Origin of the sequence: Prevotella sp. AM23-5, from assembly GCF_003473645.1 — a bacterium.
GTDB classification, from domain to species: Bacteria; Bacteroidota; Bacteroidia; order Bacteroidales; family Bacteroidaceae; genus Prevotella; species Prevotella copri_A.
Genome location: NZ_QUCG01000064.1, coordinates 7,585 through 19,493, shown reverse-complemented (window position 1 = coordinate 19,493; position 11,909 = coordinate 7,585). Strand labels below are relative to the sequence as shown.

Sequence of the window (11,909 nt, the reverse complement as noted above, 5' to 3'; positions counted from 1 at the left end):
AATAAAAAAAAACAATATACAATGAAGAAGATGAATATGGCAGTAGCTGCTGCGGCACTCCTGCTGATGGCTTCCTGCGGCACTACCAAGAAGATGGAAGGAGCTGGAAAGGTGAATGCCAACGATAAGAAGACCGAGACAAAGGCGGAGCAGTCGGCTGCGCTCAGGAATCTGGCTTTCGTTCAGAAAGTATCAGATAATCAGGTTTATACCAATAATATTGTGGGCAATATGAATTTCAATCTGCAGGCAGCAGATAAGGACATCACCGTGCCGGGCAAGTTGAGTATGCGCAAGGATGAGGTAATCCGCATCCAGCTCTTCATCCCTATCCTGGGTACAGAAGTGGGAAGACTGGAATTCACCCCTAACTATGTGCTGATCATCGACCGCCTTCACAAGGAATACATCAAGGCAGATTATACCCAGGTGGATTTCCTGAAGAAGCAGGGCGTAAACTTCTATTCTCTCCAGGCACTCTTCTGGAACCAGTTGCTCGTGCCTGGAACCAAGAAGGTGACAGATGCAGACCTGAAGAAGTTCTCTGCCAACCTGGATGCTGTGGGTGAGAATGTACCTGTGGCTCTGCAATATGGTAAACTGAACTATACCTGGACAGCCAACCGTAATTCGGGCAGAATCACCGAGGCCAATGTGGTGTATCAGGACAGAAGCACCAGCGCAGCCAAGCTCAATCTGAAATACAGCAATTTCAAGAGCGTGGGTGTGAAGATGTTCCCGGCTACCCAGAATCTTACGCTCTCTGCTATGGTGAACAACAAGCCTCAGGTGGTGAAGATCAACATCGATATGAAGAGCGTGAAGACCGACAGTAAATGGGAGGCACAGACCGAAGTGTCTGACAAGTACAAGAAGGTGGCTCCAGAGGATGTACTCGGCAAACTGATGAATATGTAGTGTTTGTCGCGAAAGAAAACAATGAAATCATGTATTGAATAATGAAGCGAATTATATTTTTCCTATTGGCAATCATGTTCTCGCTTGCTCCCTATGCGCAGAAAACGGTGCATAAAAAGCCGGTGAAGAAAACCGCTGTTGCCAATCGTAAACATCAGGCTCAAAGAAAACCGGCGGCTCGCCGTGCCAAGGCACCTACCAAGGCAGAACGCCGTGCTGCTACCTATAGCAATGCTTCTATCAGAGGATTGCAGGGGCAGCGTGCCGATATCCAGCGAAGAATCAGGGAGCAGGAGCAGGCTTTGCGCAAGAACAAGGCTGACGTGAAAAAGCGCCTGGAAGACCTGATGGCGCTGAATGGCGAAATAGACCAGAGTCAGAAGAAGATTGAAGGTATCGAGAAGGATATTCATCATATTAATGGAAACATCGGTATCCTGCAGGCGCAGTTGAAGACCCTTCAGCAGCAGTTGCAGGATAGAAAGAACAAGTATATCCGTTCTATGCGATATATGAGCCGGCATCATACGGTGCAGGACAAGCTGATGTTTATCTTCAGTGCCAAGAACCTGACCCAGATGTACCGCCGTCTCTCGTTCATCCGCCAGTACTCTTCTTATCAGAAGGTGCAGGGCGAGGCTGTAAAGGCTAAGCAGCAGCAGGTGAACGATAAGCACAAGCAGTTGCAGAATGTAAAGGGACATAAGAATACCTTATTATATAAGGGCAAGCAGGAGAAGACCGTGCTCGAAGGCAAGCAGACCCAGCAGCAGGAGATGGTACACGGACTGCAGAAGCAGCAGAAGACCATTCAGGCTGTCATCGCCGACCAGCGCCAGAAGGATGCTGCCATCAATGCTCAGATCGACCGCCTGATCCAGCAGGAAGTAGCCAAGGCTCGTGCCCGTGCTGCTGCCGAGGCTAAGCGCAAGGCAGCTGCAGCCGCTGCTGCCAAGAAGCGTGCAGAGGAACTGGCGCGTAAGAAAGCTGCTGCTGAGGCTGCTGCAAGGGAGAATGCACGTCGTATTGCTGAGGCGAAGGCTCGTGAGGCTGCTGCAGAGGCGGCAAGAAGAAAGGCTGCCGAGGAGGCTCGTGCTGCTGCCGAGGCTGCTAGAAAGGCGCAGGAAGAAGCTGCTGCCCAGGCTGAGGCGAAGGCTAAAGCAAAGGCGCAGGCTAAGGCCCGTGCTGCTGCCGAAGCTGCTCAGCGTGCTGCCGCAGAACAGGCGGCTCGTGAAGCTGCTGCCGAACAGGCGGCTAAGAAGGCGGAAGCTGACCGCAAGGCTGCTGAGCTGAAAGCCAAGGCGGATGAGGAGCGTCAGGCCCGTGAGATTGCTGCTGCCAAGAAGGAGGCGCAGGAAGCGGCAACCTTGAGTTCGGTAGATAGAATGTTGAGTGGTGGATTCGAGGCAAACCGTGGCAGATTGCCTATGCCTATCAGCGGCGGTTATCGCATCGTGAGCCACTTCGGACAGTATAATGTTCAGGGATTGAAGGGCGTTACCCTCGACAACAAGGGTATCAATATCCAGGGTAAGCCGGGTTGTGTGGCTCGCAGCATCTACGATGGTGAGGTGAGTGCCGTCTTCGGATACGGTGGTATGTGGAATGTCCTGGTTCGCCATGGTGCCTACATCTCGGTATATTGCAACCTGAAATCGGTCAGCGTACATAAGGGTCAGAAGGTTAGTACCCGTCAGGCTTTGGGTAGTGTAGGCTCTGATAACATCCTACAGTTCCAGCTTAGAAAAGAGACTGCCAAACTCAATCCTGAGGCTTGGCTGGGAAGATAAAATATAGGAAATCTCAAGGTTACCTGTATAGACAGATAGAGGAAACCCTCTTAGATGGCAGCGCCATCTAAGAGGGTTTCGTATTTAGCAATGGCATCGCGTATTTCGCTGATGCGGATAAACTCGTTGGCAGAATGGGAGCGGGAAGATTCGCCCGGCCCCAGCTTGAAGGATGGAAAATGCATCAATGCCTGATCGCTGAGGGTAGGACTTCCGAATGGCTTCATACCCATAGCTACACATTTCCTGATAAGAGGATGCTCCGGGTCGATACGTGATGACTTCAGACGGAAACTGTGTGCCTTTACCTCGCTCTTGAGGTGCTGGCGGATAAACTCGTAAACCTCCTCGTTGTCGTAAAACTCGTTGGTTCGGATATCCACAAGCATCGTGCACTTGTCTGGAATCACATTATGCTGGGTTCCGGCATTCACTACGGTGAGCGTCATCTTGGTAGGACCCAGGAATTCGCTTACCTTCTCGAATTTGTAATCACGAATCCAGCGCATGTCATCCAGTGCCTCGTAGATCGCATTCACTCCTTCGTTTCTTGCCGCATGGCCGCTCTTGCCATGAGCAATCACATCCAGCACCATCAGTCCCTTTTCGGCTACGGCAGGATTCATGCCTGTAGGTTCTCCCACAATGGCAAGATCGATGTGTGGAAGCAAGGGTAGGGCACGTGTGATGCCATCCTTTCCGGAAACCTCTTCTTCGGCGGAAGCCAGATAAATCAGGTTGTAGCTCTGCGGCTTCTCCGTCAGCATTCGGAAAATCTGGAGAAGGGAACACAATCCGCCACCGCAGTCGTTACTACCCAGTCCATAAAGCACGCCATCTTCTACATCTGGAGAAAAAGGTTCGCGACTCCACGAAGCCACGGGCTTCACGGTGTCGATATGGGCATTGAGCAGCAAGGTAGGACGGCTCTCATCGTAGTGAGGGTCGATAATCCAGAGGTTGTTTGCCTCGCGCTGCGGTTCGAAACCATAGCTGCGGATGGTCTGCTCCATGATGTCGGCAGCATCTTTTTCGTTGCGGCTTACCGATGGAGTGGCAATCAGCTTTTTGAGCAGTTGCACCGCATCGCTAACATATTGTTCCTGTGTCATCATAATCTCTCTTTTTAATGTTTTGGGGACAAAGTTACGAAAAAAAGAGCATATAAAGTGGAAAAACCAACATTTTATTTTGTGTTCTTAACAAATTCTATTATCTTTGCACCAATATTATAATACTAAGCTTATGCAAATTAATAGTCATCTTTCGGTTCTGGTTCATGACCTTGCTAAGAAGTGGGGAGATAAGCCTGCGCTTACCTTCAGGAAGTTTGGTAGTGACCAGTGGCAAACGGTTTCATTCAATCAGTTTTCCCTAAGAGTGAAACAAGTGAGCAATGCCCTTCTTAATCTTGGGGCTAAACCACAAGACAAAATAGCTGTCTTCTCGCAGAACTGTGTGCATTATCTGTACACCGATTTCGGTGCATACGGTATCAGGGTTACTGCAGTACCTTTCTATGCCAACAGTAGTGAGCAGCAGATTCAATATATGATCAATGATGCCCAGATTCGCTTTCTCTTCGTTGGCGAACAGGAGCAGTATGACAAGGCACATCGTATCTTTGCCCTCTGCCCATCCCTGGAGCGCATCATCATCTTCGATTCCAGTGTGCGCATCAGTACACATGACCCTGCAGCCCTCTATTTCAAGGACTTTCTGAAGTTGGGTGAGAATCTTCCTCGTCAGACGGAGGTAGAGGAGCTCTACAAGCAGGCAAATATGGATGATTTGGCTGATATCCTTTATACCAGTGGAACTACCGGTGACAGCAAGGGCGTAATGCTGACCTATAGTCAGTATGCAGCTGCATTGAAGGCCAACAATGAGTGTGTGCCTGTTACCGACAAGGATCGAGTCATCGATTTCCTTCCATTCACCCATATCTTTGAGCGTGCCTGGTCTTATCTCTGCTTGAGTGAGGGTGCCCAGCTCATCATCAATACCTATCCACAGGAGATTCAGGAGAGTATGCGCGAGATGCGCCCTACCTGTATGTGCAGTGTGCCTCGTTTCTGGGAGAAGGTGTATATCGCCGTGAAGGCTAAGATGGATGATGCCGGTCCTATCCAGAAGAAACTTTTCTATCATGCTTTGGCTGTGGGAAAGAAGCGTAACATTGATTATATCGCCAACTGTAAGCGTCCTCCTCTGGCTCTGGAGCTGGAATATAAGATTGTCAACAAGACTATCCTGAGCATCGTGCGCAAGCAGTTGGGCTTGGATAATCCTAATATCTTCCCTACGGCAGGCGCTTACGTAAGTCCTGAGGTGGAGGAATTCGTACATGCCATCGGTATCAATATGGTGGTGGGTTATGGCTTGACAGAGAGTCTTGCTACCGTATCTTGCGATCATCTCGACAAGAAGCACAGTCTGGGTTCGGTGGGTCGTCCTATCTCCTGCATCCAGGTCAAGATCGGTGAGGATAACGAGGTGCTCCTCAAGGGACCTACCATCACTCCAGGATATTATCATCGCGATACCACCAATGCCAAGGCCTTCGATAAGGATGGATTCTTCCATACCGGTGATGCCGGCTATATGAAGGATGGTGAGCTTTACCTCACCGAGCGTATCAAGGATTTGTTCAAGACTTCGAATGGTAAATATATCGCTCCGCAGCAGGTGGAGTCTTTGCTCCTGGTGGATAAGTTCATCGATCAGGTGGCAGTCATCGCCGACCAGCGCAAGTTCGTTTCAGCCCTCGTTGTACCTGAGTTCCGCCTCGTAGAGGATTGGGCTCGTGAGCATCATATCGCCTTTGCCTGCCGTGAGGACCTGTGTGCCAACGAGAAGGTGCAGAAGATGTTGATGGACCGCATCCAGATTCTTCAGCAGCACCTGGCTTATTATGAGCAGATCAAGCGTATCACGCTCCTGGCTCACCATTTCTCTATGGAGTCGGGAGAGTTGACCAATACATTGAAGATTCGCCGTCCTATCATCAACAAGAACTATAAGGCGGAGATTGACAAGATGTATGAGGAATAATGGTTTTACTTTAAAATGCAAAGTTAATGATTACAGCTGACCAGTTGAAAGATGTGATGGACAGAGCCGATGCTCTCCATCATTATCTCAATATCGACCAGAAGAAAGTAGAATTCGAGGAGGAGCAGCTCCGCACCCAGGCTCCTGACTTTTGGGAAGACCCAAAGTATGCGCAGGAACAGATGAAGAAGGTGAAGAGCATCCAGAAATGGCTCGATGGCTATAAGACCGTGCGCCTTTATGCCGATGAATTGAAGCTCGCCTTCGATTTCTATAAGGACGAAATGGTGACCGAGGAAGAGGTGGATGCCGATTACGGCAAGGCTATCAAGGCCATCGAAGACCTGGAGTTGAAGAATATGCTTCGCCAGAAGGAAGATCCGATGGACTGCGTGCTCAAGATCAATTCCGGTGCCGGTGGTACGGAAAGTCAGGATTGGGCCCAGATGCTGATGCGTATGTATATGCGCTGGGCTGAGGCTCATGGCTACAAGGTAACCATCACCGATATGCAGGAAGGCGATGAGGCTGGTATCAAGAGCGTGACGATGACCATCGAGGGCGGCGAGTTCGCCTATGGCTATCTGAAGAGCGAGAATGGTGTGCATCGTCTGGTGCGTGTATCTCCTTTCAATGCTCAGGGCAAGCGAATGACCAGTTTTGCCAGTGTCTTCGTTACTCCGCTGGTGGATGATACCATCGAGGTGTATGTAGATCCTGCCAAGCTCTCCTGGGATACTTTCCGTTCGAGTGGTGCCGGTGGTCAGAATGTAAATAAGGTGGAGTCGGGTGTCCGTCTGCGTTATTGGTACACAGATCCTGATACGGGCGAGGAGGAAGAAATCCTCATCGAGAACACCGAGACCCGCGATCAGCCGAAGAACCGTGCCAAGGCATTGTTGCTCTTGAAGAGTCAACTCTACGACCGCGCCATGAAGAAGCGCCTCGAAGCCAAGGCGAAGATAGAGGCTGGCAAGAAGAAGATAGAATGGGGAAGCCAGATTAGAAGCTATGTCTTCGATGACCGTCGTGTGAAAGACCATCGTACCAACTATCAGACCTCTGATGTGGATGGCGTTATGGACGGCAAGATAGATGATTTCATCAAGGCATACCTGATGGAGTTCCCAACTACCGATGACGAACAATAGAATTATAACAACCTAAAAATAAGATAACTATGAGTGGAAATAAAGATTTAAGAAGAGCCAAGCATGAGGCTTATCAGAAGAAGCAGGCTGCCAAGGGCGAGAAAGTAGTAAAGTGGATTTTCATCTCTTTGATTGTACTGGGTGCTCTCTTTGCCATCTATGCAGCTTCGATTGCATAATAGCTTCTATCGCATAATAAGCTTCTATTGCATAAAATGAGTAAGAAATGAGTGGATTGGAAATAGAAAGAAAATTCCTCGTCAAGAAGGGCGACGCTTACAAAAGCGCCGCCTTTTCTAGTAGTCATATCCAGCAGGGATATATTCCGGCTGAAGGGGCTACGGTGCGTGTTCGCACCCGAGACGACAAGGCTTACCTTACCATCAAGGGGAAGTCGGTGAATGGCGGAATGACCCGCTATGAGTTTGAAAAGGAGATTACCATGGACGAGGCGCAGCATCTCCTGCAGCTTTGCCAGGGAGGTGTGATTGATAAGCGCCGCTATCTCGTGAAAAGTGGCAGACATATCTTCGAGGTGGACGAGTTTTATGGTGACAACGATGGCTTGGTAATGGCGGAGGTTGAACTGGAAAGCGAGACCGAAACTTACGAGAAACCGGATTTCATCGATCGCGAAGTTACAGGAGACAAACGCTTCTATAATTCGCATCTTTTGACAAATCCATTCTGTAAATGGCGTGATTTGCTATAAAATTGCATAATTATTTAGGATTTTGCATAATTTACTTTCGATTTATACGCTTATTTGGATTATTTTTTATAATTTTGCAGCGTCAAAGAGCTAAAGCGTTAAGAAAGATATAATAGCGCTGTGAGTTTGATGTGAAATAATAAAGAAGAATCTAAGTTTTTTAAAAGAAATAATAAGGATTAAAAAATAATAAGGAGAAAGTAAACGAAATGGCAGATTCAAATAGAGGTAGTTTTGGTAGTAAGTTGGGAATGATTCTTGCTACCGCTGGTGGTGCCGTAGGTTTGGGTAACGTATGGCGCTTCCCTTATATGGCTGGTCAGGAAGGTGGCGCAGCCTTTATCTTGGTGTACATCGGATGCGTGCTTTTGCTCGGCATCCCTTGTATGATTTCGGAGTTTATCATCGGTCGCCATGGTGCTTCCAATACAGCTCGCGCCTACGCCAAGCTTGCCAATGGCACAGCCTGGAAGTGGGTGGGATTTCTGGGAGTGCTCACGGGTTTCCTGATTACGGGTTACTATGCCGTGGTTTCGGGTTGGTGCCTTCAGTACGTGTATGCCAGCATCATAGGCGAACTGCATGGTGATGCCAATTATGTGACTCAGTATTTCCAGGAGTTTGCTGCCGATCCGTTCCGTCCTGTATTGTGGACGGTGGTTATTTTCCTGATTTGTCATTTCGTGATTATCCATGGTGTTCGTGGCGGTATCGAAAAGGCATCCAAGGTGATGATGCCGCTGCTTTTCATCCTGCTGCTCATCATCGTTGTGGCTTCCTGCCTGTTGCCTGATGCGGGCAAGGGTGTCGAGTTCCTGCTCAAGCCTGATTTTGGAAAGGTAGATCGCAATGTGTTCCTTAATGCCTTGGGACAGTCGTTCTATTCTATGAGTATCGGTATGGGTTGCATCTGTACCTATGCATCTTATTTCAGTCGCCAGACCAATCTCTTTAAGTCGGCATTGCAGATTTCAGTCATCGACTTGATGGTTGCAGTATTGGCGGGTCTGATGATTTTCCCTGCAGCCTTTTCTGTTGGTATTTCGCCGGATAGTGGTCCGTCACTCATCTTCATCACTTTGCCGAATGTCTTCAACAAGGCGTTTGCGGCACTTCCTGTATTGGGATGGATTATCTCCCTGCTGTTCTATGTACTTCTGTCAGTGGCAGCATTGACCTCTCTGATGTCGCTGCACGAGGTGAATACTTCGTTCTTCTACGAGGAGTTGAAGATCGACCGTAAGAAGGGTGCTTGGATTGTAACCATCTCCTGTGCCATCATTGGTGCATTCTGTTCGTTCTCATTGGGAGCTACCGATAAGCTTTCCTGGTTGGGCAAGACGCTTTTCGATTGGTTTGATTTCATCACCGGACAGATTTTCCTTCCAATGGGAGGCTTGCTTACCTGTCTGTTCCTGGGATGGTATGTACCAAAGAAGATTTTAAAGGATGAGTTTACCAACTGGGGAACCTTGAAGGGTCGCCTCTTTGGCATCTATTTCTTCCTGATTAAGTTCGTGTGCCCAATCCTCATCTTGCTGGTGTTCTTAAACCAGTTTGGAGTTTTGTGATAATCGGAGTTTGGACGTAAGGTATATATAATATTAAGGTATATATAATAAGGTGTAGTTCTTCAATAAACATAGATCCTACACATTTAACATTAACATAATGGAAACAAGAGGAAATTTCGGAAGCAAGTTAGGCATTATTCTCGCCACGGCGGGATCTGCTGTGGGATTGGGAAACATTTGGCGTTTCCCATATATGACTGGTCAGAATGGTGGCGCAGCCTTCATCCTGATTTATTTAGTCTGCATCATTCTGCTGGGTTTGCCGGGTATGCTGAGCGAATTTATCATCGGTCGTCATTCTGCATCCAATGCAGCCCGTGCTTATACCAATCTGGGTAAGCATAAGGCGTGGGGTGCCTTGGGATTGATGGGCATCATCACTTCCATGATCATCTTCGGATTTTATTCCGTTGTGGCAGGCTGGTGCTTGCAGTATCTTTATGCAAGTATCATCGGCGGCGTGCATGGTGATCCGGAGTATGTAAAAAGCTATTTCCAGACCTTTGCATCCGATCCGATTCGTCCTGTATTATGGGCTTTAGGCTTTATCCTGCTCACCCACATGGTGGTGGTTCGCGGTGTTCGCAACGGTATTGAAAAGGCATCCAAGATCTTGATGCCACTGCTTTTCATCCTGTTGGTGGTCATCGTGATTGCTTCCTGCTCATTGCCGGGGGCGATGAAGGGAGTGGAGTTCCTGCTGAAACCGGATTTCAGCAAGGTAGATGAGAATGTGCTGCTCGAGGCTTTGGGACAGGCTTTCTTCTCGCTGAGTATGGGTACGGCATGTCTTTGCACCTACGCTTCTTACTTCAACCGACAGACGAATCTCTTGAAATCAGCCACTCAGATTGTAACCATCGATACGGTCATAGCCGTATTGGCAGGATTGATGATCTTCCCTGCAGCTTTCTCTGTGGGAGTTCAGCCGGATAGTGGTCCGTCGCTTATCTTCATCACCCTGCCTAATGTTTTCCAGCAGGCTTTTGGCAATATGCCGGTGGTTAGTTACATCATCTCTGTATTGTTCTATGGCTTGTTGGTGCTGGCTGCTCTTACCTCTACCATCTCGATGCACGAGATTGGTACCGCCTTTATTTATGAAGAGGGCAAGGTAAGTCGTGCGAAGGGAGCCTGGGTTGAGACGATAGTCTGTGGTGTTATCGCAGTATTCTGTTCTCTTTCTCAGGGAGCGGTAGAGGGATTGGGCTTCTTCGGTAAGGATTTTCTCTCCAATTGTGATAATTTGACGGCGCAGCTTCTGATGCCGTTGTCTTCGTTCATCACCTGCCTGTTCCTGGGCTGGTATGTACCAAAGAAGATTGTACGTGATGAATTCACCAACTGGAATACGGTAAGTGGAAAGCTTTTCCCAGTCTTCCTCTTTACCATCCGATTCATCTGTCCAATCTGCATCTTCCTGATCTTCCTGCATCAGTTTGGAATCATTTAGTTCCTCATCATATAGTCTTGTAAGGGCAAAAGCACCGTACGCCAATAGGGTACGATGCTTTTGCCCTTACTTTTTATATGCAGGTCTTGCCGGATAGCTAGAAACAGATGTAGGGCTTCAACCTTTCTATTTCGTCTGGTGGGAAATCCTTCAGCAGTTTGAGGTCTTCTATACTATGCAGTGGACCTTTCAGCCTGCGATAATCACAGATTTCCTTGGCTTGATAGAAGTTGAGATAGGGATGCTTCTTGAGCTGGTTGAGCGTTAACTTGTTGAGATTCATCTTGCGGATTTGCTGCTCGTCAATCTTGATATAGGCAATGGAAGATTCGGGCAATCCATCGATCTCTTCCAACTGTTGGGCAGATGCAAATCCTCCCAGCCGGTCTCTGTATCTTACGATGCGGCTGGCATAGTAACTGCCTATACCGGGAATCTTCATCAGCAGCGTCGTATCGGCACCATTGATTTCGATATGCTCGTTGGCTCTCAGCTTATGTGGATAACTATAAACCTTGGTATCATCGTTTCTTCTATTATTATAATAAGGTGTATTGTGCCTTCCGCTTCTTCCATATCCTTCTTTTCCGTAGAAATCAGCCGCAGGCTTGTAATCATCGGCTATCTGGATAAACGGCAACAGCACCTCGTAGGTTCTCTTGGTGATGCCATAGACCCGGGCGAAATCGGATGGGCGGGAGAAGATGCCGCCTTTCTCCCGGAAACGGATGATGCTTCTGGCTTGCCAGCTTTCTAATCCCAGCCGTTCGAAATCCTCAGCGCTAGCCGTATTGGGATCAAAAGGGAAGAGTTCGTGCACCATACCTTCTTCTTTGCTGTATAAAGGATGAGATTTGGAGGCGTGATGGATTTTGGCAGATGATGCATCTTTCTCTTGATTGCTGTTTGTGGAGTCTAGTTGGGAAGTCACAGGAGCATCGTTCTGCTTTTCCTGAATCAGGAACGTGAGAGAAACACACACAATCATAATGGCAAGCAGGGTGAGGAGAGCTTGTCGGTCTTTCTTTTGAAGGTAAAAAATGTCTTTGAACTTCATAAGCTCCGATTTTATAGGTGAGTCGGGATTACTGGACTCGAACCAGCGACCTCATCGTCCCGAACGACGTGCGCTACCAACTGCGCTAAATCCCGTTTTGTGGTACTTATGAGTACAAAGACGGTGCAAAGGTACACCAAAATCTCCATAATACCAAATAAAAAAGCACTTTTTTATCTTTTTTGAAAAGTTTTTCACTT

The 11,909-nt window shown here is 48.1% G+C and carries 10 protein-coding genes and 1 tRNA gene; 8 read left to right on the top strand and 3 right to left on the bottom strand.

All coding sequences use genetic code 11. The features are described from left to right. Positions 1-21: 21 nt before the first annotated feature. Positions 22-918 (top strand): DUF4292 domain-containing protein, encoded by an 897-nt coding sequence (locus DW657_RS13480; protein WP_118312992.1) that lies wholly within the window; start codon positions 22-24, stop codon positions 916-918. 41 nt (positions 919-959) lie between these two features. Beyond that, a complete protein-coding gene (locus tag DW657_RS13475; protein WP_117662459.1) occupies positions 960-2,708 on the top strand; it encodes a murein hydrolase activator EnvC in 1,749 nt (582 codons plus the stop codon). Between the two features lie 50 nt (positions 2,709-2,758). Here the strand turns inward: DW657_RS13475 and DW657_RS13470 are convergent, their stop codons facing one another. Then, positions 2,759-3,823, bottom strand: a complete 1,065-nt coding sequence (locus tag DW657_RS13470; RefSeq protein ID WP_118312990.1) for a M20 family metallo-hydrolase — start codon at positions 3,821-3,823, stop codon at positions 2,759-2,761. A gap of 130 nt (positions 3,824-3,953) precedes the next feature. On the opposite strand from DW657_RS13470, the gene DW657_RS13465 reads away from it, so the two are divergent. From DW657_RS13465 to DW657_RS13445, 6 genes are all read left to right on the top strand, one after another. Beyond that, positions 3,954-5,762: a long-chain fatty acid--CoA ligase gene (locus DW657_RS13465; protein WP_118312988.1), complete on the top strand. Its 1,809-nt coding sequence runs from the start codon at positions 3,954-3,956 to the stop codon at positions 5,760-5,762. Positions 5,763-5,788: 26 nt separating this feature from the next. Further along, on the top strand, positions 5,789-6,913 hold the full coding sequence (gene prfB / locus DW657_RS13460) for a peptide chain release factor 2 (RefSeq protein ID WP_117662464.1): 1,125 nt from the start codon (positions 5,789-5,791) through the stop codon (positions 6,911-6,913). A 29-nt stretch (positions 6,914-6,942) separates the two neighbouring features. Beyond that, positions 6,943-7,092, top strand: a complete 150-nt coding sequence (locus tag DW657_RS18190; protein WP_187360447.1) for a hypothetical protein — start codon at positions 6,943-6,945, stop codon at positions 7,090-7,092. A 47-nt stretch (positions 7,093-7,139) separates the two neighbouring features. Next, positions 7,140-7,625, top strand: a complete 486-nt coding sequence (locus DW657_RS13455) for a CYTH domain-containing protein (RefSeq protein ID WP_118312986.1) — start codon at positions 7,140-7,142, stop codon at positions 7,623-7,625. A 209-nt stretch (positions 7,626-7,834) separates the two neighbouring features. Beyond that, positions 7,835-9,196, top strand: coding sequence for a sodium-dependent transporter (locus DW657_RS13450; RefSeq protein WP_118312984.1), 1,362 nt, complete (start codon positions 7,835-7,837; stop codon positions 9,194-9,196). A gap of 100 nt (positions 9,197-9,296) precedes the next feature. Continuing rightward, the gene (locus DW657_RS13445) at positions 9,297-10,652 is read left to right on the top strand and encodes a sodium-dependent transporter (protein ID WP_118312982.1); all 1,356 of its coding nucleotides are present in this window, start codon (positions 9,297-9,299) and stop codon (positions 10,650-10,652) included. Between the two features lie 97 nt (positions 10,653-10,749). Here the strand turns inward: DW657_RS13445 and DW657_RS13440 are convergent, their stop codons facing one another. Next, positions 10,750-11,709, bottom strand: a complete 960-nt coding sequence (locus DW657_RS13440; RefSeq protein WP_118312980.1) for a helix-hairpin-helix domain-containing protein — start codon at positions 11,707-11,709, stop codon at positions 10,750-10,752. A 22-nt stretch (positions 11,710-11,731) separates the two neighbouring features. Then, positions 11,732-11,804, bottom strand: a tRNA-Pro gene (locus DW657_RS13435). Between the last annotated feature and the right edge of the window lie 105 nt (positions 11,805-11,909).

Excerpts from the sequence above, each read along its gene's own strand:
- DW657_RS13445 (WP_118312982.1), top strand. The coding sequence starts at position 9,297 with ATGGAAACAAGAGGAAATTTCGGAAGCAAGTTAGGCATTATTCTCGCC.
- DW657_RS13480 (WP_118312992.1), top strand. The coding sequence starts at position 22 with ATGAAGAAGATGAATATGGCAGTAGCTGCTGCGGCACTCCTGCTGATG.
- prfB (WP_117662464.1), top strand. The coding sequence starts at position 5,789 with ATGATTACAGCTGACCAGTTGAAAGATGTGATGGACAGAGCCGATGCT.
- DW657_RS13440 (WP_118312980.1), bottom strand. The coding sequence starts at position 11,709 with ATGAAGTTCAAAGACATTTTTTACCTTCAAAAGAAAGACCGACAAGCT.
- DW657_RS13450 (WP_118312984.1), top strand. The coding sequence starts at position 7,835 with ATGGCAGATTCAAATAGAGGTAGTTTTGGTAGTAAGTTGGGAATGATT.
- DW657_RS13465 (WP_118312988.1), top strand. The coding sequence starts at position 3,954 with ATGCAAATTAATAGTCATCTTTCGGTTCTGGTTCATGACCTTGCTAAG.
- DW657_RS18190 (WP_187360447.1), top strand. The coding sequence starts at position 6,943 with ATGAGTGGAAATAAAGATTTAAGAAGAGCCAAGCATGAGGCTTATCAG.
- DW657_RS13470 (WP_118312990.1), bottom strand. The coding sequence starts at position 3,823 with ATGATGACACAGGAACAATATGTTAGCGATGCGGTGCAACTGCTCAAA.
- DW657_RS13475 (WP_117662459.1), top strand. The coding sequence starts at position 960 with ATGAAGCGAATTATATTTTTCCTATTGGCAATCATGTTCTCGCTTGCT.
- DW657_RS13455 (WP_118312986.1), top strand. The coding sequence starts at position 7,140 with ATGAGTGGATTGGAAATAGAAAGAAAATTCCTCGTCAAGAAGGGCGAC.